Annotated in this window: 23 protein-coding genes; 16 read left to right on the top strand and 7 right to left on the bottom strand. The window is 60.9% G+C overall.

Going from position 1 to position 25,997, the window contains the following annotated elements; all coding sequences use genetic code 11:
* The first annotated feature begins 153 nt into the window (after positions 1-153).
* From ACCD02_RS20170 to ACCD02_RS20155, 4 genes are all read left to right on the top strand, one after another.
* Positions 154-1,197 carry a 2,5-dihydroxypyridine 5,6-dioxygenase gene (locus ACCD02_RS20170; protein ID WP_413305571.1) on the top strand — a complete coding sequence of 348 codons (1,044 nt, stop codon included), beginning with the start codon at positions 154-156 and terminating at the stop codon, positions 1,195-1,197.
* Between the two features lie 150 nt (positions 1,198-1,347).
* On the top strand, positions 1,348-1,806 hold the full coding sequence (locus ACCD02_RS20165; protein ID WP_413305568.1) for a MarR family winged helix-turn-helix transcriptional regulator: 459 nt from the start codon (positions 1,348-1,350) through the stop codon (positions 1,804-1,806).
* A 204-nt stretch (positions 1,807-2,010) separates the two neighbouring features.
* Positions 2,011-2,517, top strand: coding sequence for a (2Fe-2S)-binding protein (locus ACCD02_RS20160; protein WP_413305565.1), 507 nt, complete (start codon positions 2,011-2,013; stop codon positions 2,515-2,517).
* Entirely contained in the window at positions 2,514-6,071 is a 3,558-nt protein-coding gene (locus ACCD02_RS20155) for a molybdopterin cofactor-binding domain-containing protein (RefSeq protein WP_413305562.1), read from the top strand. The genes ACCD02_RS20160 and ACCD02_RS20155 overlap by 4 nt, the downstream gene beginning before the upstream one ends.
* 144 nt (positions 6,072-6,215) lie before the next feature.
* On the opposite strand, the gene ACCD02_RS20150 is transcribed toward ACCD02_RS20155, so the two are convergent.
* The 3 genes from ACCD02_RS20150 to ACCD02_RS20140 form a co-directional block, all read right to left on the bottom strand.
* Positions 6,216-6,857, bottom strand: coding sequence for a TetR family transcriptional regulator (locus ACCD02_RS20150; RefSeq protein ID WP_413305560.1), 642 nt, complete (start codon positions 6,855-6,857; stop codon positions 6,216-6,218).
* Between the two features lie 2 nt (positions 6,858-6,859).
* Positions 6,860-8,203 carry a CDP-diacylglycerol--serine O-phosphatidyltransferase gene (gene pssA / locus ACCD02_RS20145; protein ID WP_413305557.1) on the bottom strand — a complete coding sequence of 448 codons (1,344 nt, stop codon included), beginning with the start codon at positions 8,201-8,203 and terminating at the stop codon, positions 6,860-6,862.
* Positions 8,204-8,446: 243 nt separating this feature from the next.
* Entirely contained in the window at positions 8,447-9,604 is a 1,158-nt protein-coding gene (locus ACCD02_RS20140) for a glycerophosphodiester phosphodiesterase (protein ID WP_413305555.1), read from the bottom strand.
* 241 nt (positions 9,605-9,845) lie between these two features.
* On the opposite strand from ACCD02_RS20140, the gene ACCD02_RS20135 reads away from it, so the two are divergent.
* From ACCD02_RS20135 to ACCD02_RS20120, 4 genes are all read left to right on the top strand, one after another.
* Positions 9,846-11,189, top strand: a complete 1,344-nt coding sequence (locus tag ACCD02_RS20135; RefSeq protein WP_413305552.1) for a diguanylate cyclase domain-containing protein — start codon at positions 9,846-9,848, stop codon at positions 11,187-11,189.
* Positions 11,190-11,254: 65 nt separating this feature from the next.
* Positions 11,255-12,190, top strand: coding sequence for a 2-hydroxyacid dehydrogenase (locus ACCD02_RS20130; protein WP_413305549.1), 936 nt, complete (start codon positions 11,255-11,257; stop codon positions 12,188-12,190).
* A gap of 206 nt (positions 12,191-12,396) precedes the next feature.
* Positions 12,397-13,092, top strand: coding sequence for a fumarylacetoacetate hydrolase family protein (locus ACCD02_RS20125; protein ID WP_413305546.1), 696 nt, complete (start codon positions 12,397-12,399; stop codon positions 13,090-13,092).
* Positions 13,093-13,262: 170 nt separating this feature from the next.
* On the top strand, positions 13,263-14,177 hold the full coding sequence (locus ACCD02_RS20120; RefSeq protein WP_413305544.1) for an AraC family transcriptional regulator: 915 nt from the start codon (positions 13,263-13,265) through the stop codon (positions 14,175-14,177).
* Here ACCD02_RS20120 and ACCD02_RS20115 read toward each other — a convergent pair.
* Entirely contained in the window at positions 14,155-15,024 is an 870-nt protein-coding gene (locus ACCD02_RS20115; protein WP_413305542.1) for a LysR family transcriptional regulator, read from the bottom strand. The two genes, ACCD02_RS20120 and ACCD02_RS20115, sit on opposite strands and share 23 nt — an antisense overlap.
* Positions 15,025-15,122: 98 nt before the next feature.
* On the opposite strand from ACCD02_RS20115, the gene ACCD02_RS20110 reads away from it, so the two are divergent.
* Together ACCD02_RS20110 and ACCD02_RS20105 are read left to right on the top strand one after the other, a co-directional pair.
* Entirely contained in the window at positions 15,123-15,842 is a 720-nt protein-coding gene (locus ACCD02_RS20110) for a CTP synthase (protein ID WP_413305539.1), read from the top strand.
* Positions 15,836-16,162 carry an antibiotic biosynthesis monooxygenase family protein gene (locus ACCD02_RS20105; protein WP_413305536.1) on the top strand — a complete coding sequence of 109 codons (327 nt, stop codon included), beginning with the start codon at positions 15,836-15,838 and terminating at the stop codon, positions 16,160-16,162. Before ACCD02_RS20110 ends, ACCD02_RS20105 begins: the two co-directional genes overlap by 7 nt.
* Before the next feature lie 201 nt (positions 16,163-16,363).
* Here ACCD02_RS20105 and ACCD02_RS20100 read toward each other — a convergent pair whose 3' ends face one another.
* The 3 genes from ACCD02_RS20100 to ACCD02_RS20090 all read right to left on the bottom strand — a co-directional run bounded on the left by ACCD02_RS20100 (position 16,364) and on the right by ACCD02_RS20090 (position 19,320).
* Positions 16,364-17,782 carry a short-chain fatty acid transporter gene (locus tag ACCD02_RS20100; protein WP_413305534.1) on the bottom strand — a complete coding sequence of 473 codons (1,419 nt, stop codon included), beginning with the start codon at positions 17,780-17,782 and terminating at the stop codon, positions 16,364-16,366.
* 146 nt (positions 17,783-17,928) lie between these two features.
* Complete coding sequence (locus tag ACCD02_RS20095; protein ID WP_259111190.1) at positions 17,929-18,585, bottom strand: CoA transferase subunit B; 657 nt, start codon at positions 18,583-18,585, stop codon at positions 17,929-17,931.
* Between the two features lie 33 nt (positions 18,586-18,618).
* Positions 18,619-19,320 carry a CoA transferase subunit A gene (locus tag ACCD02_RS20090; protein WP_413305530.1) on the bottom strand — a complete coding sequence of 234 codons (702 nt, stop codon included), beginning with the start codon at positions 19,318-19,320 and terminating at the stop codon, positions 18,619-18,621.
* Positions 19,321-19,448: 128 nt separating this feature from the next.
* On the opposite strand from ACCD02_RS20090, the gene ACCD02_RS20085 reads away from it, so the two are divergent.
* From ACCD02_RS20085 to ACCD02_RS20060, 6 genes are all read left to right on the top strand, one after another.
* Entirely contained in the window at positions 19,449-20,348 is a 900-nt protein-coding gene (locus ACCD02_RS20085; RefSeq protein WP_413305528.1) for a LysR family transcriptional regulator, read from the top strand.
* A 130-nt stretch (positions 20,349-20,478) separates the two neighbouring features.
* A complete protein-coding gene (locus ACCD02_RS20080; RefSeq protein ID WP_413305525.1) occupies positions 20,479-21,849 on the top strand; it encodes a gluconate:H+ symporter in 1,371 nt (456 codons plus the stop codon).
* Positions 21,850-22,069: 220 nt separating this feature from the next.
* Positions 22,070-22,345, top strand: coding sequence for a hypothetical protein (locus tag ACCD02_RS20075; protein WP_413305522.1), 276 nt, complete (start codon positions 22,070-22,072; stop codon positions 22,343-22,345).
* 126 nt (positions 22,346-22,471) lie between these two features.
* A complete protein-coding gene (locus ACCD02_RS20070; RefSeq protein ID WP_413305520.1) occupies positions 22,472-23,080 on the top strand; it encodes a LysE family translocator in 609 nt (202 codons plus the stop codon).
* 244 nt (positions 23,081-23,324) lie between these two features.
* Positions 23,325-25,361: a type VI secretion system tip protein VgrG gene (locus tag ACCD02_RS20065; protein ID WP_413305518.1), complete on the top strand. Its 2,037-nt coding sequence runs from the start codon at positions 23,325-23,327 to the stop codon at positions 25,359-25,361.
* Between the two features lie 39 nt (positions 25,362-25,400).
* Positions 25,401-25,901 (top strand): hypothetical protein, encoded by a 501-nt coding sequence (locus tag ACCD02_RS20060; RefSeq protein WP_413305515.1) that lies wholly within the window; start codon positions 25,401-25,403, stop codon positions 25,899-25,901.
* The last annotated feature ends 96 nt before the right edge of the window (positions 25,902-25,997 follow it).

The following is a 25,997-nucleotide window of genomic DNA, read 5'->3' as shown; positions in this document are numbered from 1 at the left end:
TGGCTCTTGCAGACGGCGTTGATTTGATGTCTGATCGTTTATAAATGGTGTGTACACTATAAAAACGCACCGACCTGATGCGCCCATGCCTTGCTTTGGTGCGAATGTTCACCGCGCCGGGGCCACTGTTCAGTCGAAGAAGGAGACAAGAAGATGCCAGTCAGCGATTGCCAACTGACCCAGATGTTCGAACACGTGTTGACGCTGTCGAAGGTGGATGCGACCCAGAGTGTCGCCGTTCTTAAAAGCCACTATTCCGATGCCCGCACTGTGCGTTCGGCCATGGAGGCGGCGCAGCGCCTGGGCGCCAAGGTCTACGCGGTGGAGCTGCCATCGTTCAATCATCCCAAGGCCATGGGCAACGACATGACCGCCTACTGCGGCGATACCGCCCTGACCGGCAATATCGCCGCGCAACGGGCCCTGGAAGCGGCAGATCTGGTTATCGACACCATGATGCTGCTGCATTCCCCGGAGCAGGAGCAGATTCTCAAGACCGGCACGCGCATCTTGCTGGCCGTGGAACCCCCGGAAGTTCTCGCGCGGATGCTGCCGACTCTGGCCGACAAGGAGCGGGTGCTGGCTGCCGAGAAGCGCTTGAAACAGGCGCGCTCGATTCAGGTGAAATCCAGGGCAGGCAGTGATTTCCGCGCGGCGCTTGGGCAATACCCGTCGGTGACCGAGTACGGTTTTGCCGACGAGCCGGGGCGTTGGGATCACTGGCCCAGTGGCTTTCTGTTCTCCTGGCCCAACGAAGAGACTGCCGAGGGCGTGCTGGTGGTGGACGTCGGTGACATTCTCCTGCCGTTCAAGAACTACTGCAGGGAAAAAATCACCCTGGAGATCGAAAAAGGCTTTATCACCTCGATCCACGGCGGCTTTGAAGCCGAGTATCTTCGCGACTACATGAAGTACTTCAATGACCCCGAGGTCTACGGTATTTCCCATATCGGCTGGGGCCTGCAACCCCGTGCGCAATGGACCGCCATGGGTCTGCACGACAAGAACGACGGCATGTGCATGGATGCGCGGGCGTTCGAGGGCAACTTCCTGTTCTCCACCGGGCCCAATACCGAGGTCGGCGGCACGCGCAAGACGCCATGCCATATGGATATTCCGCTACGGCATTGCGATGTTTATCTGGATGATTCGGCGGTGGTGTTGGGCGGCCAGGTGGTGGAGACAATTGCCGGTTGACCCCCGTAGGAGCGAGGCCTGCCCGCGAAGGCGATGTCTCGGACAGCAAAAATGTCTCGGCTGTACCGGCCTCTTCGCGGGCAAGCCTCGCTCCAACGGTCCTACACGGTTAAGGTATGCACCTTCTTCAACCGGTTGACTGAGCTAATCGTGTCCCCCAATAACAATGACTCTAACGCAGACGCTTACGCTTTTTCCGAGCAGGTCGGCCATTTGCTGCGCAAGGTCTACCAGCGGCATATGGCGATCTTCCAACAGAATGTCGGCGACTCTCAGCTGACCGCCGTGCAATTCGTCACCCTTTGTGCTGTGCGTGATCGGGGCCCCAGTTCCCTGACCGAGCTGGTCAAGGCCACGGCCGTGGACCAGGCCACCATTCGCGGTATCGTCGAGCGGCTCAAGGCCCGCGACCTGATTACCCTGGAGCCGGACCCGGAAGACCGACGCAAGGTCATTGTCGGCCTGTCCGATAGCGGTCGGCTGTTGGTCGAAGAGACGGTGCCCCATGCCGCCCGCATCAGCGAACTGACCCTGAGCAATCTCAACCCCGGCGAACGGGTGGCGATGCTCTATCTGCTGCGCAAGATGCTCGACGACAAAGACGAGTAAACGCCCGGTCACAACGTCTGTATCGCTCCTGGATCCAGTGCCATTTTACAGATGGCACAGTTCCTGCTCTTGTTTCATGAAGTAACCACTACACAAAATGTGCGAATCACGGCGCGGCCCTGATTGCGCCTGTTTTATGAAGTGTTTACTTCATCAAATGCCTCGCACCGCCACGGTGCGGGCGGTAACACTGGGGAGTGGGGCATGAGTGAGCATCGGCTGGCGCCGGAGAAAACCCTGGCGTTGCGAGTCAATGGCCAGGTCAGCACGGTGACGGCCATGGCCGACACGCCACTGCTGTTAATACTGCGCAATGATCTGCAGCTCAACGGGCCGAAATATGGCTGCGGTCTGGGTGAATGCGGCGCCTGCACGGTGCTGATCGATGGCGTCGCCGCACGTTCCTGCGTGTTTCCCCTGGCCGGGGCTGAGGGCCGCGAGATCACCACCCTGGAAGGTATCGGCAGCCGCGAATATCCGCACCCGGTGCAACAGGCATTCATCGATGAGCAGGCCGCGCAATGTGGCTACTGCATGAACGGCATGATCATGACCGCCAAGGCCTTGCTCGATCGTAACCCCCATCCCAGCGAAGCCGAGATCCGCAACGAACTGTCGGCCAACCTCTGTCGCTGCGGCACCCATATTGAAATTCTTCGGGCCGTGCTGCGTGCCGCCCGCCAACCGTTTTGCCCGGATCCACGCCCATGACTGAAGCAACGCCTACCCGTGATCAACTGCTGGCCCGTAATGGCGTGCTGCTGATTGTCGACCAGATTCAGCCGCCGTCCGGCCCCGTGGCCAAGGGCGCGACCGCCCAGCTCAAGCCCAAGGAGCTGGGGCTGTTCATTGCCGTCTGTGACGATGGCCGGGTCTATGGCTTCAATGGTCATGTCGACCTGGGCACCGGGATTCGTACGTCCCTGGCGCAGATCGTTGCCGAGGAACTGGACCTGCGCATGGACCAGTTGACCATGGTCCTGGGCGATACCGGCAGCGTGCCGAACCAGGGTGCAACCATCGCCAGTGCCACCCTGCAAATCTCCGCGATCCCCTTGCGCAACGCTGCCGCCGAAGCCCGGCGCTATCTGTTGCAACAGGCGGCGAAGCGCCTGGCGGTGGATATCGCCGGCCTGCGCATCGACGCGGGTATCGTCCATGGCGAAGACGGTCGGCACCTGAGTTTCGCCGAGCTGGTGGCGGGTCAACATGTCGAGCTGAGTATTTCGACCACCGCGCCGCTCAAGGCTGTGGAGGACTATCGGCTGGTCGGCAAGGGCGCGGCACGGGTCGATATTCCTGGCAAGGCTACCGGCGAGCTGACCTACGTCCACGATATGCGCCTGCCGGACATGCTCCACGGTCGGGTGGTGCGTCCGCCCTATGCCGGGCTCGACAGCGGCGAGTTTGTCGGCACCAGCCTGTTATCGGTGGATGAGTCGTCCATCAGCCATATCCCTGGCATCGTCCAGGTCGTGGTGATAGGCGACTTTATTGGCATCGTCGCCCTGCGCGAGGAGCAGGCAGCCAAGGCGGCCCAGGCCCTGCAGGTCAGTTGGAAAGACTGGAACCACAAGCTCCCGGACATGAGCGACGTGGCCCAGGCGATTCGCGACAACCCGCGGATCGAGCGGGTGGTGCTGGACAAGGGCGATATTGGGTCTGCCCTGGAAAACGCCAGTGAGCGCATGACCCGCAGTTATTTATGGCCTTATCAGATCCACGGCTCCATTGGCCCGTCCTGCGCCCTGGCCGACTATCGCGAGGATGGCATTCGTGTGTGGTCCGGCTCGCAGAACCCCCATCTGCTGCGCGCCGATCTGGCCTGGCTGCTGGAGTGCCCGGAAGAGCGCATCGAGATCATTCGTATGGAGGCGGCCGGTTGCTACGGGCGCAACTGCGCCGATGATGTCTGTGCCGACGCGGTATTACTGTCCCGCGCCGTGGGCTTGCCGGTGCGGGTGCAACTGACCCGGGAGCAGGAACACCTGTGGGAACCCAAGGGCACGGCGCAACTGATGGAGGTCGATGGCGGCATCAATGCCGATGGCGGCGTGGCTGGTTATGACTTCCAGACCAGTTATCCGTCCAACGGTGCGCCGACCCTGGCGCTGCTGCTGACCGGGCGGGTTGATCCGGTGGCGACCCTGTTCGAAATGGGCGACCGCACTTCGATCCCGCCCTACGACTTCGAGCATATGCGCGTCACCATCAACGATATGTCGCCCATCGTCCGCGCGTCGTGGATGCGCGGGGTGTCGGCGCTGCCCAATACCTTTGCCCATGAATCCTATATCGACGAGCTGGCCTTCGCCGCCGGGGTCGATCCCATCGAGTACCGCCTTCGCTACCTGAACGACGAGCGTGCGGCCGAGCTGGTCCGATCCACCGCTGCCCGTGCCGACTGGAAGCCGCGCACTGCGCCGATGCAGACCCCGGCCGAAAACAATATCCTGCGTGGCCGCGGCTTTGCCTACGCGCGCTACATTCACAGTAAATTCCCTGGCTTCGGCGCCGCCTGGGCGGCCTGGGTCGCTGATGTGGCGGTAGACAAGATCAGCGGCGAAGTCTCCGTGACGCGGGTGGTGATCGGCCATGACGCCGGCATGATGGTCAACCCGGACGGCGTGCGCCATCAGATCCATGGCAACGTCATTCAGTCCACCAGCCGGGTGCTCAAGGAGCGGGTGACCTTCGAGGAGTCCACTGTGGCGAGCAAGGAGTGGGGCGGTTATCCGATCCTGACCTTCCCCCAGGTGCCGCAGATCGACGTCATGATGATGCCGCGCCAGAGTGAACCGCCCCTGGGTGCGGGCGAGTCGGCAGCGGTGCCCAGTGCGGCGGCGATTGCCAACGCCATCTATGACGCCACCGGGATTCGTTTCCGCGAGTTGCCCATCACCGCCGAGCGGGTGCTGGCGGCTCTGAAAGGCTCGGCCGACACGGCTAACGACAACCCGCAACAGTCACCTGAACGCAGACGTTCGAAATGGCTGTCTGGTTCGCTATTTGCCGCGTTCGGCGCCATCCTCGGCATGGCGGCAACCGCCTTGCCCTGGCGCGCCGAAATCGCCTCGATCAGTCGCCCGGCCAGCGATACCTGGTCGGCGGCGACCCTGGAGCGGGGGCGGCTGCTGGCTGCCGTGGGGGACTGCGCTGTGTGCCATACCGCGCCGGGTGGCGCGGTGAACGCCGGTGGCCTGGCCATGGAAACACCCTTTGGCACCCTCTATAGCAGCAACATCACACCTGACGAAAAGACCGGCATCGGTAACTGGTCCTATCCGGCGTTCGAACGAGCGATGCGTGACGGTATTGGGCGCGATGGCCGACATCTGTATCCAGCGTTTCCCTATACGGCTTTTCGCAATATCAATGACAGCGACATGCAGGCGCTGTACGCCTACCTGATGACCCAGGAGCCGGTCAGCCAACCGGCCAAGGCCAATGCCATGCGCTTTCCGTTCAATTATCGACCGTTGATGGCGGGCTGGAATACGCTGTTTTTGCGTCAGGGCGAGATTCAGCTGCAACCTGAGCGCAGCGCGCAATGGAATCGTGGGGCTTATCTGGTCAATGGTCTGGGCCACTGCGCGGCCTGTCATTCGCCGCGCAACTTGCTGGGCGCGCAGAAGGGCGGCGCGGCGTTTCTTTCCGGTGGCCTGGTCGATGGTTGGGAAGCCCCGGCGCTCAACGGCCTGTCGAAGGCGCCGACGCCCTGGACCGAGGATCAATTGTTCAATTACCTGAGCAGCGGTTACTCCGCCGAGCACGGCGTTGCCGCCGGGCCCATGGGGCCGGTGGTCAGCGAGCTGGCGAAACTGCCCAAGACCGACGTACGGGCCATGGCGGTGTACCTGGCATCCCTCAATGAATCGGCCCAGGCCCAACCAGTCACTGAAATCGTGCCTCAGGCGCAGCCGCTTTCCCTTGAGAACGGGCGGCGGGTGTTTGAAGGTTCCTGCCAGGGCTGTCATGCCGATGGCAAGGGACCCAAGCTGTTTGGTGTCAGCCCGGCCCTGGGCAACAACAGCAATGTGCACAGTTTGCTGCCGGACAATTTGATCAAGGTCATCCTGCAAGGCATCACCACCCCGGCGACTCCCGACCTGGGCTATATGCCGGGGTTCAAGGACAGCCTGTCCGATACCCAGATTGCCGAGTTGACGGCTTACCTGCGTAGCCGCTTCGCTCCGGCGCAGCCAGTGTGGGAGGGGCTGCAGAACAAGGTTGCGCATCTGCGGGCGAATCCGGGGACACATTGATAGTGCGGTCGTGCGGCAAACACAGATCTAATGTGGGAGCGAGGCTTGCCCGCGAAGAGGCCTGTATGTTCGACGCATTATTTCAAGCTAAAAAACCGCATTCGCGGGCAAGCCTTGCTCCTACAGGGAAGGTGATTTGTTATTTCAGCCGATCTTCATCACGCCACGCACCACCAGGTCGCTGATAAACCCCAACCAGTCCTGCTGCGGCTCGCGGGCGCCGAGGTCTTCGTCGAGAAACGAGCTGAGGGTGTGGAGGTTGGAGTTATAGAAGTAGCAGAGCGAGGCGATCATCAGGTAGACGTGCTTGAGGTCGATATCCTCGCGAAACAGACCCCGGGCCTGACCCGCTTCGATGATCGGCTGCAGCACGCCCACGGCTTCCCCGGACAGCCGCCGCAGCTCACCGGACTGACGGACATGCTTGCCCTTGTGCAGGTTCTCGATGCTGAGGATGGCGACAAATTCCGGATGCTCGACGTAGTAACGCCAGATGAAAGCCACCAGGGTCTGCAGCGCCTGTACCGGCGCCGAGACATCCAGACGTAGCTGGCTTTCGGCCTTGTTGAATTCTTCGTAGGTGTGTTCAAGCACCTTGATGAACAGTTTCTCTTTACTGGCGAAGTAGTAGTAGATCATCCGGTCGTTGGACTGGGCTTCGCTGGAAATCTGCTCGATGCGCCCGCCCGAGTAGCCATCGCGGGTGAAGACCTTGATGGCTGCCTTGAGGATGCGGGCGCGGGTTTCTTCCGCCTGTTGTGCGCGGATGCCGGTTTTTTTGCTCACCCTTAGAGGATCCGATAGAGCAGGCGTTCGATACGTACCCGGCTGACCCGGCGCAGGAAGGTACTGACCGCTGTCGGGTATTCCTTCAGAGTATCGAGTTCGTCGTATTTTTCGACGCGCCGGGTGTTCTGCATCAGGCGCTCCAGCTCGGCCGCCCGGGGTTCGGCCCACTCTGCCTTGGGATCGTCGATCAGCAGGGCGTTTTCCAGGTCCAGATTGAAGGCTCGCGGGTTGAGGTTATTGCCGGTCAGCAGGGTATAGCGTTGGTCGCACCACATGCCCTTGAGGTGAAAGGTGTTGTCGCCGTCCTTCCACAGGTGCAGGTTGAGCTGATTGCGTTTGATTGCCTTCTGATGCTTCTGGGCGAAATGGCGCAGGCTGATTTCGTACAGGTAAGGCAGCGCCGAGATCACCTTGAAAGGCTCATCCGGTGGGATAAAGAAGTCGTTGGCGGTCTTGTCGCCAATGATGATATCGACCTTGACCCCGCGCTTGAGCGCCCGGTTGATCTCGCGTTTCACCGCCAGGGGCATATTGAAGTAAGGGGTGCAGATGGTCAGCTGCGTCTCGCTGGCCGCGATCAGGTCGCAGATGGCCCGATTCAACGGGTTGCGCGGGCCGACGCCGAGCAGCGGGATCACGCGCATTTCACCGTTTTCCAGCTCGCCACGCGTCGTGTCGTAGCTGCTGCGCTTGAGATGGCTGCGGAAGAGCTTGATCTCGCCGCGCAGGCTGCGTGAAGTCGGTGGTGACGGCAGGTCCAGCCGGTGTACGGCCCGGGACGGCAGGATGTCGCGCTGCACCAGTTGCTCGAAGGCATCGGCCAGGGCCGGGCTGTGCAGCAACTGGTAGCGATCCAGGCGGTACTTGTCGAGTTTATGCAGGTAGACGTTATTGATGCTGGCGCCGGTATAGATCACGCAGTCATCGATCACGCTGCCCTTGAGATGCAACACGCCGAACAGCTCGCGGGTCTGCACCGGTACGCCATAGACGGGCACTTCCTGGTCGTATTCCAGGTTCTGTGCCTGATACCAGGTCGAGTTGCCCGGCTGGCGACCGGCTCCGATCAGGCCGCGCTGGGCGCGAAACCAGTCGACCAGGACTACGACTTCAAGCTCTGGCCGTGCGGTCTTGGCGGCATACAGGGCATCGAGGATTTCCTGGCCGGCTTCGTCCTGTTGCAGGTACAGGGCAATGATGTAGATGCGCCGGGTAGCGCTGGCGATCTTCTCCAGCAGGCAGCGGCGATAGTCGGCAGCCGTGGGCAGAATCGAGACTGCATCGGGGCTCAGGGCAAAGCCGCGCAGCGCTGCAAGGGTAGAGCGTCGGAAGTTGGACCGCATAAGCCTCTCGAAGGGGTCAATCAGCAGCGCACGAGCTTACACCAGAGTCTGACGCTGTAGGAGCGAACTTATTCGCGAGGCGACGTTTCCTGGCTGGCGAGTGCAGCCAGATATTGCGGGAGCGAATTCATTCGTGAAGGCGATGTTTTACACGCAACACTTGTGTCGGATGTTTCGGCCCCTTCGCGGATGAATCCGCTCCCACAATTGCCCTTGTCTCGTGTTCAGACTCTCATTTTCGGCTCAGTAACCATTACGCTTGAGGATGGTATCGATACTGTCCTTGCTCGGCCGGCCATAGAACTTCAGCAGCACCGAGGCGCGGTTGGTGAAGAAACCGTCGGCGCCCTGAGCCTTGAGGGCCTTGAAGTCGACCGGGTCGTCCACGGTATAGGGATGGATCACCAACCCCTTGTCGTGGGCCATTTTGGTCATCCAGGGCTTCATCATGTCCATGTAGCTCTGGTCACCGCCGTGGGTGAGTTTCGACGCCGGACCGATGCCGTTGGCGCCGTGGGCCTTGGCCCAGTCCAGCCACGCTTCGAATTCGGCCGGGGATTTGACCTCCTGGGCCGCGTAGAAACTGGCGTAGTCCTTGTAGCCGGAATCCTTGTAGGCCACGTTGGACTTGGCTTCCATGTAGCCATCACCGATCCACAGCAAGAGGATCTTGGGCACGTTGGGCATTTCTTTCTGCAGCAGTTCCAGGCTCGGTTTTTCGAAGGTTTGCAGGATCACCCGGCCCGGCGTGCTGGCGACGCTGACATGGCCCTTGGCCGCTGCCGGACGCTGGCTCAGCCAGCCGCCTTTTTCCAGTACCTTGTGTACATCGGCCTCGATGCCGGGAAACTGCGCCGGGACCTTGGTTTCCACGTACAGCCCCGGCTTGTTGGCACCGCCGTCGGCGATGGCCATGACTTCTTCCAGGGTCAGGATCTTCAGGCCGACAAAGCCAGGGCGGGCGCGCTCGGGGTAGGCCTTGTTGAACCAGGAACCGGCGTCCAGTTGCTTGAGTTCGGCCAGGGTAAAGGTGCTGACCGGATCCTTGGCGCGCTCCGGGAACACTTCGGCAATGTTGGTGGTGCGGCCGAGTTTGTCGTCATGCAGGGCGATCAACACGCCGTCCTTGGTGCGCTGGATGTCCATTTCCAGGTAGTCGGCGCCCAGATCACGGGCCAGGGTGTAGGAGGCGATGGTCTCTTCCGGGGCATCGTAGGAAGCGCCGCGATGGCCGATCACCGCAGGCCAGGGCAGGCCCAGCTTGCTGCTGATGATCTTGCCGGGGGCTTCGGCGGCCATGGCCGGGGTCGCGCAAAGCAGCGCGCCAGCCAGGGCCAGGCTGGCGAAGGCTTTGGCCAACGGCGTCTTGTGCAAGGCGGTGAAGGTCGTTCCGTTCAACATGAGGGCAATATTCCTTGATTGGCGTTCAAAAGCGTTGCGGCGACCAGCATTAGCAGCATCGATACGGGCCAGCAAGCCGCCTGTCGCTCAGTGATCAGTTGTGTCGCGGACGAAGGTATTGTTCAGCACGGGTGATGGCTGAAAGCCACGCAACAGGGCACTATGGCGATCGATTCCCGGCAGTTTGCTCAACTAATGCGACGGGCGCGTGAACGCTTCAATTTTCCAGGCAGTCCCGATTATGCAAACAGACACTTGCGCGGCCCTGATGGGCTTTGTCGACATGTTGATGGATGCCATTTGCGTGGTCGACAGTGAAGGGCGCTACGTCTTTGTCAGCGCAGCGGCCGAGCATATTTTTGGTTACGCCCCCGACGAACTCATCGGTCGACAAATGCTCGAACTGGTCCATCCCGAGGACCGCGAGCGCACCCTGGTCGCTGCGGCGGACATCATGTCCGGCAACCCCAAGCTGCACTTCGAGAACCGCTACCTGCGCAAGGACGGCAGCATCGTTCACATCATGTGGTCGGCGCGCTGGTCGGCGGTGGACCGTCTGCGCATTGCGGTCGCCCGGGATATCACCGAGCGCAAGCGTGCCGAAGTGATGCAGGTCGCGCTGTTTGGCATTTCCGAGGCGGCCAACAGTGCCGAAGACCTGTTGAGCCTGTATCAGCATTTGCACCAGATCATCGCGCAGCTGTTGCCTGCCCGGAGTTTTTCAGTGGCGCTGTACGACACCGTGCAAGAGCAGTTGCTGTTTCCCTATCACGTGGACGAGCAGGACCCGACGCGCCAGGACCCGACTGCCGGAGCACTGGCCAGTGAAATCGCCGCGAGTGGCCAGGCGCTGTTGCTTTGCCCGAGGAATCGCGAGCGGCTCCCTCAGCACCTCAATTGCCTGGTCAATGCCGATTCCCTGTGCTGGCTGGGTGTGCCGCTCAATACCCAGCGTGGCACCATCGGCGCCCTGATGATCAAGAGCCATGTCGGCGGCGCGCCCTATACCGACAAGGATCAGGAGCTGCTGCAGTTTGTTTCCAATCAGGCGGCCGCGGCCATCGAGCGCAAGCAGATGCACGAGCGTTTGCAGCATATGGCGCAATACGACCAATTGACCCGTTTGCCCAACCGTATGTTGCTGCAGGAGCGTCTGCTCGGCGCCCTGAACCGGGTCCGGGCCGATCAGGGCTTGCTGGCAGTGCTCTATCTGGACCTGGACAAATTCAAGCTGGTCAACGATACCTTCGGCCACGCCGCCGGGGACCTGCTGCTGCAGGAGGTCGCCTGGCGTCTGAGCCAGTGTGTGCGCGAATCCGACACTGTGGCGCGAATCGGCGGTGATGAGTTTGCCGTGTTGCTGGAGCGCATCAGCAAGGTCGAGGATGCTGCGCGGGTTGCGGAAAAAATCCTCGAGAAAATGAATGCGCCCATGCTGTTCGGCGACACTGAATGGCCGATCCGGCCGAGCATCGGTATTGCTCACTTCCCCGGCAATGCCGCCGATCTTGCCCAGCTGTTCAAATACGCCGACGAGGCCATGTATCAGGCCAAGAAAGCCGGAGGTAATCGATTTCAGGATTGAGCCAGGGCTCTAAGTCGCGCTACTGTCACATTTTGTGACCTCTTTAGCCCTGCCTGGAGCAATGCATGACAACCTCGGTGCTGGTGTTGGTGGAAAACCTCAATGCGTATTTACCGATCCTCGAGCAGAGCGGTTTCCACCTGATTCTTGCCCAGACCCCGGCCGCTCGCGCCGAAGCCCTGGCGACCCGACGTGAAGATATCGTCGCTGTAGTCACTCGCGGTCCGCTGGGGTTCTATGCCGCGGAAATGGATGCCTTGCCCAACCTGCGGATCATCTGCGTCAGTGGCGCGGGTTACGAGAACGTCGAGTTGCCCGCTGCCGAGGCCCGAGGCATCACCGTGACCAACGGCGCCGGGGTCAATGCCTCCACTGTGGCCGATCATACGATGTCGCTGTTGCTGGCCCTGGTGCGGGACATCGCCCAGGCCGATGCCTCGGTGCGCCGTGGCGAATGGCGCAAGTTGATCCGGCCGTCGTTCGAGGGCAAACGCATCGGTATTCTTGGCCTCGGCGCCGTGGGTATGGCGATTGCCCGGCGTGCCCTGGGGTTCGGCATGTCCGTCAACTATCACAGCCGCTCGCCGCGCCAGGGCGTGGACTTTCACTATTGCCCGTCGGCTTTGGCCCTGGCCCTGGAGTCGGACTTCCTGATTCTCGCGACCCCGGGCGGCGCCGGAACGCGGCATATGGTCAATGACCAGGTGCTCGAAGCCCTCGGCCCGGAAGGCTTTGTGGTCAATATTGCCCGAGGCAGTGTGATCGACACCGCCGCCCTGATCGCCGCCCTGCAACAGCGGCGTATCGCCGGCGCCGCCCTGGATGTATTCGACGACGAACCTCGGGTCGATGACGCCTTCAAAACCCTGGACAACGTGCTGCTGTCGCCTCACGTAGGCGGTTTCTCGCCTGAGGCGTCGGAAGACAGTGTGCGGCTGGTAGGCAAGAACCTTACGGCTTACTTTGCCGGTGAACCGGTGCTGACGCCGATCCATAGCTGAGTTGTTTCGTCCAAGAGTGTGGTGGTTACGTACAAGCCCGTGCAAAGCGGGTCATTCACAATGGCACCCATGACGTGGTGGTACCGGCTTTGGCCGGGAAGGAGCCGGGATATACGCTGGATTTTTAAGCTCTGCGCCGCCGCTTTCCCGGCTAAAGCCGGTACCACAAAAAAGCATCTTGAGTGCATTAATGAAGAGAACGGACCATGACTGACTTTGTAATTGCCCCCGTTGCCACCCCATCCCTGGCGGTACAAGGTACCTCTGAGCGTTTCCCCATTCGTCGGGTGTTCTGTGTCGGCCGTAACTATTCCGAACACGCCCGGGAAATGGGCCATGACCCGGATCGCGAGCCGCCATTCTTCTTCATGAAACCGGCCGATGCCGTAGTCCCGGCCGAGGGCACCATTGCCTACCCGCCGCTGACCCAGGATCTGCATCACGAAATCGAACTGATCGTGGCCATCGGCAAGGACGGCGTCGATATCGACCCTGAACAGGCGCTTGAACATGTCTGGGGCTACGGCGTCGGTCTGGACCTGACTCGCCGCGATTTGCAGGCCCAGGCCAAGAAAATGGGTCGGCCATGGGAGTTCGCCAAGGCTTTCGACCAGTCCGGCCCGGCCACGCCGCTGCTGCCCGCCAGCCGTATCGGCCACCCTGACAAGGGCCTGGTCTGGCTTGACGTCAACGGCGAACAACGTCAGCGCGGCGACCTGGCCGATCAGATCTGGTCGGTCAAGGATGTGATCGCCTACCTGTCCCAGTCGGTCGGCCTCAAAGCCGGGGACCTGATCTACACCGGTACTCCGGCAGGCGTGGGCGCGTTGCAGAAGGGCGATGTGGTGACCGGCGGGGTCGAGGGCGTCAGTCAGTTTTCCCTGACTATCGGTGCTCGCTGATTGCCGCCCTCCGTTGGAGCGAGGCTTGCCCGCGAAGGGCTCACTGGGGTGTACTTGATGCACCGCATCGCCTGATTCGCGGGCAACCTCGCTCCAACGGGCCCTCGGTGTTGGTCCCGCTGCGGCTCATGCCCTACCATGCACCGGTCAGGGCACAGTGAGCTTGAGAGATGGTTGATTTATCCCGCGTCCCCACCTACGACATGCAGCAACGCAGCGACCGTCCGGACTTTTATATCCGCGACAAGTCGGCGCGTCCTGCCCTGACTTCGCCCCATCGGCATGAATACTTCCAGATCCAGATCAATCTGGGCGGCGACACGGTGCAGCATATCGGTGGCGCCGTGCGGCCATTTCCGCGCAATACCCTGGCCTTTATCCTGCCCCATCGCCTGCATGTGATTCCTCATCCGGAAGACGGCAATTTCGTGCTGATCAACTTCTCTCAGGAGTTTTTCCTGCAACAGATGCAGTGCGATCCGCTGGATCTGGAAGACGTGTCCATCAACGACGCGCCGGAGCTGGCGCCGTTCCGTTTTCAGGAGCATCTGGACTTCATTCTCGACGATCAGGCCTTCGCGGCGGTCTTGCAGTTGCTCGATGCCATGCGCGAGATCGACCGTGAGCGTCACCTCGGTTCGGGACTGATCCTGCGCGGTCTGCTGCTGCAACTGATCGGTCAGGTCTGCAACCTGTTTCATGAGCCGCTATGGGCGCTGTCGGCGAGCAAGGCGCACAAGCGCGGGCGCCGGGATGCGTTGGGGCGCGTGATGGACTACATCCGCGAGCATATCGCCGACCCTGGCATGACCCTCAAGGACGCCGCAGCGGCCGCGTTTCTCTCGCCCAACTACCTGACCCACCTGTTGCGCAAGGAGACCGGCCACACTTTCTCCGAGCTGGTGCTGGAGCGACGCATGCGCCTGGCCCGCACCCATCTGATGAACAGCACCCAACCCATCAGCCATATCGCCCAGGCCTGCGGTTTTGCCGACGAAGCCTACTTCTCCCGGCGTTTTCGCCAGGCCAATGGTCTGCCGCCGGGGCAGTTCCGGCGTAATCTCAGTGCGGCGCCGACAACCTGATATTGCGCGTCAGCTCGCTGAACAGCGTCGCCACCGAGCGCAGGGCGCGGCAATCGGGGCGGGTCAGCAGCCACAGCGCCGTGTCGTAGCCCTGCAGCGGTTCGCTCAGGCGCTCCAGATCACTGAGCAGAAAGTCCGGCAGGGCCGCTACGCCCATACCGGCGCGGACCATTTCCGTCACCGTGATCATCGAGTTGCAGCGGTAGTTCGGTACCACGCCAGGGAGTGCCTGCCGACGCCAGGCCACGGTCTCGTGATCGGGTAGGAAGTCGTCAGGGGCTATCCAGTCCATGGCAGCCAGCTCGCGGTGCCCGCAGCGTTGCAGATAGGCCGCGCTGGCGCAGACCACGAAACTGACGCTGCCGAGACGATTCCCCACCAGGTGCTCCGGCGGCGTGCTGGTCAGGCGCATGGCGATATCGGCGTCGCGACGGCTGAGGTTGGCGAAGGCGCTGGACGTGGTCAGTTCCAGGCGCAAGGCCGGGTAGCGCGGCATGAAGCGGCTCAGGGCGGGGAGCAGCAGGCTTTGCAGCATGGTCCCGGCGCAGGTCACGCGCACCGTACCGCTGACGGTTTCCCGACCCTGTTCGAGGCTGATCTGCGCCAGCTCCAGGGCCTGCTCGGCACTTTCCGCTTGCTGCGCCAAAGCCAGCGCGGCCTGGGTCGGCTGATAGCCGCTGCGGTTTTTCTCGAACAATGACGTGCCGAGTGCCGCCTCCAGTTTGCGCACCGAGCGAAAAACCGTGGAGACATCGACCTTGAGCAGTTCGGCGGCCCGGGCCAGGGTTTTGCCCCGCACCAGGGCGAGGATCAGGCAAAGATCTGAGTGGTTGATTCGATAGTGCATGGCTGCATAGATCACTTGTCTGAATGCCAATTTTTAATGCGCAGGCGCAATCATATAGTTCCACCCGAAAGACAGCCAATACAACATCGGGGTGGGACATGAGCGGCATCGGACGGGAAGTGCGGGTGGCGTTGATCGGGGAACAGAACCAGGGTGTGGCGGCGCATCGGGCGATCCCCATGGCGCTGGAGGGGGCGGCAAAACTTGCTGGAGTCAGGCTGTCGGCGCAGTGGTTAAGCACCGAAACCATTGGTACTGAACAGGCATTGGAGGGTTTCGACGGTATCTGGTGCGTACCCGCCAGCCCTTATCGGGATATGGACGGTGCGCTTCGGGCGATTCGCTATGCCCGTGAACAGCAAGTGGCCTTTCTTGGCACCTGCGGTGGTTTTCAGCATGCACTGATCGAATATGCGCGCAATGTACTGGGCTGGAAAGATGCGGAACACGCCGAGACCCGTCCGGATGCCGAAGAAGCGATTATCACGCCCTTGGCCTGCGCCCTGGTCGAGGCCTCGGCGGCGATTCGCTGCACGCCTGATTCGCGCCTGGGCAGGGCCTATGGCAGGAGGGAGATCGTCGAGCGCTATCGCTGCAGTTATGGCCTCAAGCCGGGCGTCGAAGCGGCGCTGATAGAGTCCGGCATGCTGATCAGCGGGCGCGATCCGGTGGGCAGCGTGCGGGCGGTAGAGTTGCCGGGGCCGGGGTTCTTCGTCGCCACCCTGTTCCAGCCGGAGCAGGCTGCGCTTCAGGGGCATGTGCCGCCGCTGGTCTCGGCTTTTGTTGTGGCTTGTGCGGGGGAGGGTGCGCCATGCTGACTGCGACCTTTGCCACGCCTTACTACGCCGTGATCTTTACCTCGCTGCGGGTCGCTGATGACGGTCACACCTATGAAGAGGCAGCGCAGCGCATGGTTGAACTGGCGCGCGAGCAGCCGGGTTTCCTCGGGGTTGAATCGGCCCGGGGCAGTGATGGCCTGGGGATTACAGTGTCCTACTGGACCGATGACGCCGCCATTGCCGCCTGGAAGAATCACGCCGAGCACAGTGAGGTCCGACAGCAGGGGCGCAAGGATTGGTATCGCGGGTTTACTACGCGAGTGTGCAGGGTTGAGCGCAACTATGCGCAAACATCCTGACTTGAAATGAAATCCCGTAGGAGCTGGCTGCGGGCAATGGCATCAGGTCAGACACTGGGTCCATTGCGAGCGCTTCGCACTCGATCGCCACCAAGGCTGCTCCTACAGGATCGTATTCCAGATGCACAAATAAAAACGCCGAGGGTCGTGGCCTCGGCGTTTCTATTTCAGCGGCTTACCGCCAAAGGCTTGCAGCTGCTTTTAAGGCATTACCGGCGGCAAATAAGCCAGGGTAGTACCGAGGAACCACAGCAGGAACAGCACCAGCGGTGTATGCACCAGCAATTGCACGAAGGAGAAACCGATCAGATCGCGGGCCTTGAGACCGAGCACACCGAGCAGCGGCAGCATGTAGAACGGGTTGATCAGGTTCGGCAACGCTTCGGCGGCGTTGTAGATCTGTACCGCCCAGCCGAGGTGGAACTTCAGATCATTGGCCACTTGCATCACATACGGCGCTTCGATAATCCACTTGCCGCCACCGGACGGAATGAAGAAGCCGAGGATCGCCGAGTAGACGCCCATCAGCAGGGCATAGGTGTCATGGGAGGCGATGCTGGTGAAGAAGGTCGAGATATGGTGAGCCAGGGTCTGGGCGTCGCCGCCTTTGACCGTGGTCATCAGTGCGGCAATGGAGCCATACAGCGGGAACTGGATCAGCACGCCGGTGGTGGTCGGCACGGCGCGGGCCACGGCATCGAGGAAGCTGCGCGGGCGCCAGTGCAGCAGGGCGCCGGCCATGATGAACAGGAAGTTGTAGGTGTTCAGGCCGGAAATCGCGGTGATCGCCGATTTGGTCGAGAACTCGTTGAACAACCAGCCGCCAGCCAGCAGCACCATCAGGATGATCAGCAGCGGGCTGTATTCCAGCCATTCGCCGGGACGCGAGCGCGGTGGCAGCGGCGGCAGGTTGAAGCTTGGGTCGACGCCGCAGGCCTTGGCATCACGGGCGCTGTTCGGGCCGGGGGCGGTGGCGTAGGCGACGATGATCGAGATCACCACCAGGGCCGCCAGCATGACGCCGGACTGCCAGAGGAAGATGGTCTGGGTGAACGGAATCACCCCGGTGATCGCCAGGATCGATGGCGGCAGGCTGGCCGGGTTGGCCTGCAACTGCGCCGCCGACGACGACAGACCCAGAGCCCATACGGCGCCAAGACCCAGGTAGGCAGCGGCGCCGGCGGCGCGATAGTCCATTTTCAGATCGGTGCGGCGGGCGAGGGCGCGAACCAGCAGACCGCCGAATACCAGGGACAGGCCCCAGTTCAGCAGCGACGCGACCATGGAAATCAGCGCAACCCAGGCCACGGCCGAGCGGCCGTTTTTTGGAATCCGAGCCAGGCGGTCGATCAGCTTGACTGCCGGTGGCGAGCTGGCGACCACATAGCCGCCGATGACCACGAAGGCCATCTGCATGGTGAAGGGAATCAGGCTCCAGAAACCGTCGCCGAAAGCCTTGGCGGCATCGGCGGGCTTGGCGCCCATGGCCAGGGTGCCGACAGTGACGATGACCACGGCCAGGGCGGCGAACACCCAGGAGTCGGGAAACCAGCGTTCGGCCCATTTGGCGCAACGCAGGGCAAATCGGGCATAGCGGCTTTCTTCAATATCAGCGGCCACGTGTGTTACCTCTTTGGAATTATTTTTGGAGAGCTTTTTAGTGTTGGCAGGTGACGCAAAAAACGGCTGTGGTTAAAACGCAGGCTGCCCCTTCGTATCCGAAGAGGCAGTCATATGCAGCATGAAGACCCAATATTACAGCGGTATCAGAAGCTCATTTCCACAACATCGTCAGGCACGATCAGCTTGCCGGCGGTCTTGGCGATGATCTCTTCAACGCTGACACCAGGCGCTCGTTCGCGCAGGATGAAAGCACCGTTTTCGATTTCCAGGTAGGCCAGGTCGGTCAACACCTTGCGGATGCAACCGGCGCCGGTCAGCGGCAGGCTGCAGCGCGACAGCAGTTTGGACTCGCCGTCCTTGGACGCGTGGGTCATGGTGACGATGATGTTATCGGCACCGGCCACCAGGTCCATCGCGCCGCCCATGCCCTTGACCAGCTTGCCAGGGATCATCCACGAGGCGATGTTGCCCTCGACGTCCACTTCGAAGGCGCCGAGCACGGTCAGGTCGACATGGCCGCCACGGATCATGGCGAAGGATTCGGCAGAGGAAAAGATCGACGCGCCTTTACGGGCGGTCACGGTCTGTTTGCCAGCGTTGATCATGTCGGCATCGACGGTTTCTTCGGTGGGAAATTCGCCCATGCCAAGCAGGCCGTTTTCCGATTGCAGCATCACGTCGATGTCATCGGGTACGTAGTTGGCGACCAGGGTCGGGATGCCGATACCGAGGTTGACGTAGTAGCCGTCCTTCAGTTCGCGGGCGACGCGCTGGGCCATTTGTTCGCGGGAAAGTGCCATGGTCTGAAATCTCTTTGTTGTTATGGACAGTGATCAGGCTTTCTTCAGGGTGCGCTGTTCGATGCGCTTCTCGAAGGTGCCCAGGATCACGCGGTCGACATAGATGCCAGGGGTATGGATTTCAGTCGGCAGGAGCACGCCCGGTTCGACGATTTCTTCCACCTCAACCACCGTGATGCGGCCTGCGGTGGCCACGACCGGGTTGAAGTTCTGCGCTGTGTGGCGGTAGACCACATTGCCGAAATGGTCGGCTTTCCAGCCCTTGACGATGGCGAAGTCACCGGTGATGGCTTCTTCCAGAATCACGTTGCGGCCGTTGAACTGACGGGTTTCCTTGCCTTCGGCAACGGGGGTGCCGTAACCGGTGGCGGTGTAGAAAGCGGGGATGCCGGCACCGCCTGCGCGCAATTTTTCCGCGAGAGTGCCTTGGGGGGTGAGTTCGACTTCCAGCTCGCCGTCGAGCAACTGGCGCTCGAACAGAGCGTTTTCGCCGACGTAGGACGAGATCATCTTGCGGATCTGCCGGTCTTCCAGAAGGATACCGAGGCCGAAGCCGTCGACGCCGCAGTTGTTGGAGACCACGGTCAGCCCCTTGACGCCCATGCGCTTGATCTGGGCAATCAGGTTTTCCGGGATGCCGCACAGGCCAAAGCCACCTGCCAGTACGGTCATGTTATCGGTCAGCCCGGCAAGGGCTTCTTCGTAGGTTGCAACTCGTTTGTCGAGTCCGGCCATGATGATCTGCCTTTTCTATTTATTAAATGACCAACAGGTCTGTCGGTGGGGCGTTGGTTGCATCTTCTCTCGCACGCAATGATTTGTTAATTTTGTTTTTTTGATCAATTGATAAGAAATCTAAATATATGAACGTCAAGCAACTGCGTGCATTTCTGGCTGTGGCCCAAAGCCTGAGCTTTGCCCAGGCCGGGGAGCGTCTGCACCTGTCGCAACCGGCCCTGAGCCTGACGATCAAGGCCCTGGAAGAAGACCTGGGCGGCCAGTTGCTCAGCCGCACCACCCGCAGTGTCAGCCTGACCCCGGAGGGTGAAACCCTGCTGCCCCTGGCCCGGCAACTGCTGGCCGACTGGGACAATACCGAGGAACTGCTGCGCCAGCGTTTCACCCTGCAACTGGGACGGGTTTCGGTGTCGGCCATGCCGTCGTTTGCCGGGACCTTGCTGCCAGCGGCTCTCAAGGTGTTTCGCGGGCGGTTCCCGCGGGTCAATGTCGCAGTGCATGACGTGATCAACGAGCAGGTGCTGGAAATGGTTCGCCATCGCCGGGTCGAGCTGGGGATCGGTTTCGAACCGGAGTCTAGCAACGAGCTGTTGTTCACGCCGTTCTACATGGACCGCTTCGTTGCTGTGGTGCCCAGGGAGTCGCCGTTGGCCGGGCGTGGGGAAGTAACCTGGAGTGAATTGCTCAAGGAGGATTTCATCGCCCTGCAACGCCCCTCTGCCGTGCGTCTGTTGCTTGAGGAACATGTCCAGGCGCAGCACGGCAAGCTGTCCGTGGCGTTCGAAAGTCATCAGCTGTCGACAGTCGGGCGCATGGTCGCCAATGGCTTGGGGGTCAGTGCGGTGCCATCACTGTGCATCCAGCAAATGCAGGAGCTGGGCGCCTGTTGCGTGGCTTTGTCCGAACCGCGTATCGAACGACGCATCGGCCTGATGATGCTCGCCGATCATCAGCTGTCGGCAGCTGCCCAGGCCTTGCGCGAGGTCTTGATCGAATGTGCGCATAATCCCGGAGAAACCCTTTAGATAGAGGGGTTAAAGCCAATCTTTATGTAAAGAATTTCCTGTAATCGTTAGGGGATAAGGTATCGTTTCGAAAAAAAAACTATAACTAAATGTTTCCGTCGAAACCCACACAACGATAAGGAGTCATCCCTTGGATGTATCGTCTGCTGCCTGGTTGGTGCATGACACCCGTCTGATCATCTGTTGTCTGGTGGCCATTGCCACCATCATCGTACTGATCAGCCTGACCAAGCTCCCCCCCTTTCTATCGATCCTGATTGGTACTTTCATTGCCGGTATTGGCGCTGGTTTGCCCGCTGAAGCGGTGGCCAAGGCGTTCAGTAAAGGCGCGGGCGGCATTCTCGGCGAGGCCGGGATCATCATTGCCCTGGGCGCCATGCTCGGTGCGTTGATGGCCGAGTCCGGCGCTGCCGACCGTATTGCCAGCACCCTGCTGGGGCTGGGCAAGGGGCGCATGCTGCCTTGGGTCATGGCCCTGGTGGCCATGGTCATCGGTCTGCCGCTGTTTTTCGAAGTCGGTTTGGTGATGATGGTGCCGATCATCTTCGTCATGGCCCGGCGTTCCGATCAGCCGCTGCTGAAAATCGCCATCCCGGCGCTGGCGGGGATGACCACTCTGCACGCCCTGATGCCACCTCATCCGGGGCCGTTGATTGCGGTAAGCGCGCTGCATGCAGATCTTGGCCTGACCATGCTCCTGGGTTTGTGCATTGCGATTCCGGCAGTGATTCTGGCAGGTCCGATCTATGGCAACTGGCTGTCCAAGCGCCTGCATATTGAAGCGCCTGCCGAGTTGGGCGAGCTGTTTTCGGCCAAGCCTGTAGCCAAGCGTCAGCCGAGCTTTGGCGTGTCGCTGCTGATTATTCTGCTGCCGGTGATCCTGATGCTCGGCAGCACCCTGGCCAAAGTGGCCATGGAGCCGGAAAGCAACGTCGCCCTGACCCTGAAATTCCTCGGCGAACCGTTGGTTGCCCTGGGTCTGGCGGTGATTGCTGCCGTGATCTGCCTGGGCTGGGCCAACGGTATCTCCCGGGAACACGTCGGCGGCACCCTGCGTAAAAGCCTCGCACCGATTGCCGTGCTGCTGCTGACCATTGGCGCCGGTGGCGGCTTGAAACAGACTCTGCTCGATGCCGGCGTCAGCCAGACCATCAGCAAGGTCGCCGAAGGCGCCCACATGCCGTACCTGCTGCTGGCCTGGCTGATTGCCGTGGCATTGCGCCAGGCCACCGGCTCGGCCACGGTCGCGACGACCACCACGGCGGGCATCCTTGCGCCGATGATGGCAGGCCTGGCGGCGACGCAAAGCTCCCTGGTGGCTCTGGCCATCGGTGCCGGTTCGGTGTTCTTCTGCCACGTCAACGATGCCGGCTTCTGGATGGTCCGCGAATACTTCGGCCTGCAACTCAAACAGACCATCTGGGTCTGGTCGGTGTTGCAGACCATCGTGTCGGTGGTGGGGCTGGTCGGGACCTTGCTGTTGTGGCACTGGTTGACCTGAGTCTAGGCAAGCGCATTCATAGATGTGGGACCGGCGTTAGCCGGGAAGGCGGCGGCAACATCGATACATTTCTATCGGCTGTCATATCGTCTTCCCGGCTAAAGCCGGTCCCACGTTCGTATCCCGATATCGACTATCGAGCGCAGTGATTTCTACCAGAACGGCCCCGGGCGTAGCCTAGGTTCATTCCCGAAATGAACCGACTTCAGAGGCTTGCACCATGAACCGTCTTCTCACTCTTGCCATGTTACTCAGCGTTGCCATTGTCACTGGTTGCTCCACCCACAACCCGGTGGAACTGCGTCCTTACACCGCTGAGGAAACCCATCAGTTGGCCCTTGAAGACTTGAACCGTCGCGGTCTGTCCTTCGATGAATACCAGGCTCAGAAAGCCCGCCTGATGGCCCAGCCACAGATGCAGGCTGTTCACGAGTTCGACAATCGTGGTGAAGTCAGCGTCGACAGCGGCGTGGTCAAAGCTGATCGCCAAGGCTGAAACAGTCCCTGTGAAATTTGATTTTTTGGAAACTGTGCCGGTTAAAGTTCGCTGAACTGTCCATGTGTTTTCAGGATGTGCTTCGCTACGGTGACGCTCCTGACTGATTGAACCCTGGACCTGTAGATGCCGCTTTCCGTTGATCTGCTTCTGGCATTCGCCCTGTTTGCCTTTGTCACCTCGGCCACGCCCGGCCCCAATAACACCATGCTACTGGCCTCGGGGGTGAACTTCGGGTTCAGCCGCACTATCCCTCACATGTTGGGCATCAGTATCGGTTTTTTCGTATTGGTGCTGGCAGTGGGCTTCGGCCTGGGCACGGTGTTCCAGACCTGGCCGTTGCTCTACACGCTGCTGCGTTATGTCGGCGCGGCCTATCTGCTGTATCTGGCGTGGAAAATCGCCACGTCCGGCCCCGCTTCGGAATCCTCCGACAGCATCGGTAAACCCCTGACGTTTATCGGCGCCGCACTGTTCCAGTGGGTCAATCCCAAGGCCTGGATCATGGCCATTGGCGCCATCAGCACTTACACGCCCCTGCAGGGCTACTTCACCAATGTCGTGGTGATTTCGGCGGTGTTCGCCCTGATCAACCTGCCCAGCGTCGGCATGTGGGCCGGTTTCGGCAGCCTGTTGCGCAATGTACTGCGCAGCCCGCGGGGGCTGCGTGTGTTCAACTGGGGGATGGCGACGTTGTTGGTGTTGTCGTTGGTGCCGTTGTTGCTGGAGCACTGAGACCTGACGACATTGGAGCCGGATCCGATAGGTTGAGAAGCCACTCACGCCGTCAGGCCCAGCTCCATTGGCAGCCCTAAAAAGTAAAAACCTTACCTCAAGAAGTTTCCTAGCGGTCTTTAGGACTTTCCCTACAGAGTCGCTTGCTCCGTTCGTTTAGTGTCCTTCCTTTCGCTGTGTTGGGAGCCGATGTCAGGCCCTTCCTCACGCGCAGGATCGACACCAAGCCAAGGAGCACCAAGGGATGTTAAGCACTGCCAACCAGACTCACTTCCGGCTAACCATCAATGATCTTGAGCACGATCTGCAAGTGCTGTCGTTCACTGGCACCGAAGGCATCAGCCAGCCCTACCGTTTCGACCTCGAACTGGTCAGCGAGCGCAGCAACCTGGACCTGGAAACCCTGCTGCACAAGCAGGCGTTCCTGGCTTTCGATCAGCACGGCGCCGGTATCCACGGTCAGATCTACAGCGTCGCCCAAGGCGATGCGGGCAAGCGCCTGAGCCGTTACAAAGTCTCCCTGGTGCCGCAGTTGCAATACCTGCATCACCGCACCAACCAGCGCATTTTCCAGCAAATGTCGGTGCCGACCATCATCGCGGCGATTCTCGAAGAACATGGCATTCTCAGCGACGCCTACCGATTCAACCTCGCTAAGGCCTGCCCTGAACGTGATTACTGCGTGCAATACGATGAAACAGATCTGCACCTGATACAGCGCTTGTGCGAAGAGGAAGGCATTCACTACCACTTCCAGCACAGCCGCGACGCCCACGTGCTGGCCTTCGGTGACGATCAGGCCTTTTTCCCCAGACTGGGCCAGCCCACGGCGTATGTGCAAGACAGCGGCATGGTCGCCGATGAACCGGTAATCAAGCGCTTCAAACTGCGCCTGGAAACCCGTACCGGCCGAGTCACCCGCCGCGATTACGACTTCGAGCAACCCAGGCTGCAACTCGAAGGCGCCTGCAAGCTCGAGGGCCAAAGCAAGCAACCGGATCTGGAAGACTACGACTATCCCGGTCGTTTCGACGACGAGGCACGAGGCAAATTGCTCAGCCGGCGCGCACTGGAGCGCCACCGTGCCGACTATCAGCAAGCCGAGGGCCACGGCAACCAGACCCGACTGGTCAGCGGCCACTTCCTGGAGCTCAGCGACCATCCCCGCAGTGAGTGGAACGACCTCTGGCTGCTCACCAGGATCGCCCACGAGGGCAAACAGCCGCAGGTGCTGGAAGAGTCTACGCCCAGCGATACCAGCGCCAACCAGGACGACTTCCACCAGGGCTACCGCAACCATTTTTTCGCCACGCCGTGGACGGCGTTCTACCGCCCCGCGTTGAACCACCCCAAGCCTCGCGTGCTTGGCAGTCAGACCGCCATCGTCACCGGACCCGAGGGCGAAGACATCCACTGCGACCCGTACGGTCGGGTGAAGGTGCAATTCCACTGGGACCGCGAAGGCCGGGGCGATGACCAGGCCAGTTGCTGGCTGCGGGTGTCCTCCGGTTGGGCGGGCGACCGCTATGGTGGCATCGCCATCCCCCGTGTCGGCATGGAAGTGCTGGTGTCCTTCCTGGAAGGCGACCCCGATCAGCCCATCGTCAGCGGCTGCCTGTACCACAAGCGAAACGAGACGCCCTACGCGCTTCCTGCCCACAAGACCCGCACCGTCTTCAAGACTCTCAGCTCACCGGGCGGCGTCGGTTACAACGAAGTGCGCATCGAAGACAAAAAAGGCGCCGAACAGATCTTTATCCACGCCCAGCGTGACTGGGATGAGCGCATCGAAAACAATCAGAGAATCCACGTCGGCCACCAACGCCACGACACCGTCGAAGCCGACAGCTACAGCGAATTCAAGGCCGAAGAACACCGCACCACCGACGCCGACCGCAAGGTCCAGGTGCGCATGGACGATCATCTGACCGTCGGCGCGAATAAGCACGTCAAGCTCGGCAGGGCGCTGCTGGTCCGTGCGGGCAACGAAATCCACATCAAGTGCGGCGACAAAATAGTCATGGAGGCGGGGATGGAATTCACCGCAAAGGCCGGAGGCAGCTTTCTCAAGCTGGATCCCGCTGGCGTGACGGTGCAGGGGCCACAGGTGAAGGTCAACGCTGGCGGCTCACCCGGGTGCGGAAAGGGAATCGCCATTAAATTGCCCAGGTTGCCGGGAGTGGCTGATCAGGACAAGGCGGGGGATGTGTTGGAGCAGGCGCCGGTCAATTCGCCGTCAGACAAGGACGAGCCGACTGACGATTACCTTTTTTCGTTATGAACCGAACAGCAGCGTCAACATGGACAAGGACTTTCCCCAGTGATTATTAGCCCTCCCTTTTTACCGGCCCCGGTTGCCGGCGAAACCGACGACGAGTTTCTGGCCCGCGCCATGGTCGGCGGTGCTCCTGGCGATGGCGGTTATCCGCTGAGCTTTGACCTTAACTGGCACGGCGGCATCCATCTGACTGCGCCTCAAGAAGGTGGGAGAGCTATTCCTGTTCGCGCCATAGCTGATGGGACCTTGGCTTACTTTCGCAATCCCACCCCCGCGAGCACGGATCCGAATCACCCCCTGCGCTACACCGGTAAATGGACGGATGACGGGTGCGTGGTTATTCGGCATGAGACGGAGATCGGTGAAGGTGACAACGCCAAAGTCGTTTTTTATTCGATTTACATGCACCTGTCGAAGATTAGTCTGACGCCCCTGCAAACAGGCTCGGCGGTCTTGCGCAAAGATGCTATTGGCGAAGCGGGCAGCATCTACGGCAAGGGGGGCGTATCCATTTCGAGATCATTGCCGATCAAAGTCAGATAGCGCATTTGATAGGTCGAACCACTCGGGAGCTTAACTACCAGGCCCATAACGGCCGCAGGGAGAGTTGCTGGGGCGATCTCTATTTCTTTGTCGCTC

It is taken from the genome of Pseudomonas sp. Pseusp88 (genome assembly GCF_047303955.1).
GTDB lineage: Bacteria > Pseudomonadota > Gammaproteobacteria > Pseudomonadales > Pseudomonadaceae > Aquipseudomonas.
The sequence above is the reverse complement of the archived record's forward strand: the minus strand, read 5'-3'. Positions and strand labels throughout refer to the sequence as shown.

Bases quoted from the DNA above. Each gene is read 5' to 3' on its own strand.
- ACCD02_RS20170 (WP_413305571.1), top strand. From the start codon at position 154: ATGCCAGTCAGCGATTGCCAACTGACCCAGATGTTCGAACACGTGTTG.
- ACCD02_RS20160 (WP_413305565.1), top strand. From the start codon at position 2,011: ATGAGTGAGCATCGGCTGGCGCCGGAGAAAACCCTGGCGTTGCGAGTC.
- ACCD02_RS20155 (WP_413305562.1), top strand. From the start codon at position 2,514: ATGACTGAAGCAACGCCTACCCGTGATCAACTGCTGGCCCGTAATGGC.
- pssA (WP_413305557.1), bottom strand. From the start codon at position 8,203: ATGCGGTCCAACTTCCGACGCTCTACCCTTGCAGCGCTGCGCGGCTTT.
- ACCD02_RS20140 (WP_413305555.1), bottom strand. From the start codon at position 9,604: ATGTTGAACGGAACGACCTTCACCGCCTTGCACAAGACGCCGTTGGCC.
- ACCD02_RS20135 (WP_413305552.1), top strand. From the start codon at position 9,846: ATGCAAACAGACACTTGCGCGGCCCTGATGGGCTTTGTCGACATGTTG.
- ACCD02_RS20130 (WP_413305549.1), top strand. From the start codon at position 11,255: ATGACAACCTCGGTGCTGGTGTTGGTGGAAAACCTCAATGCGTATTTA.
- ACCD02_RS20125 (WP_413305546.1), top strand. From the start codon at position 12,397: ATGACTGACTTTGTAATTGCCCCCGTTGCCACCCCATCCCTGGCGGTA.
- ACCD02_RS20120 (WP_413305544.1), top strand. From the start codon at position 13,263: ATGGTTGATTTATCCCGCGTCCCCACCTACGACATGCAGCAACGCAGC.
- ACCD02_RS20115 (WP_413305542.1), bottom strand. From the start codon at position 15,024: ATGCACTATCGAATCAACCACTCAGATCTTTGCCTGATCCTCGCCCTG.
- ACCD02_RS20110 (WP_413305539.1), top strand. From the start codon at position 15,123: ATGAGCGGCATCGGACGGGAAGTGCGGGTGGCGTTGATCGGGGAACAG.
- ACCD02_RS20105 (WP_413305536.1), top strand. From the start codon at position 15,836: ATGCTGACTGCGACCTTTGCCACGCCTTACTACGCCGTGATCTTTACC.
- ACCD02_RS20095 (WP_259111190.1), bottom strand. From the start codon at position 18,585: ATGGCACTTTCCCGCGAACAAATGGCCCAGCGCGTCGCCCGCGAACTG.
- ACCD02_RS20090 (WP_413305530.1), bottom strand. From the start codon at position 19,320: ATGGCCGGACTCGACAAACGAGTTGCAACCTACGAAGAAGCCCTTGCC.
- ACCD02_RS20085 (WP_413305528.1), top strand. From the start codon at position 19,449: ATGAACGTCAAGCAACTGCGTGCATTTCTGGCTGTGGCCCAAAGCCTG.
- ACCD02_RS20075 (WP_413305522.1), top strand. From the start codon at position 22,070: ATGAACCGTCTTCTCACTCTTGCCATGTTACTCAGCGTTGCCATTGTC.
- ACCD02_RS20070 (WP_413305520.1), top strand. From the start codon at position 22,472: ATGCCGCTTTCCGTTGATCTGCTTCTGGCATTCGCCCTGTTTGCCTTT.
- ACCD02_RS20065 (WP_413305518.1), top strand. From the start codon at position 23,325: ATGTTAAGCACTGCCAACCAGACTCACTTCCGGCTAACCATCAATGAT.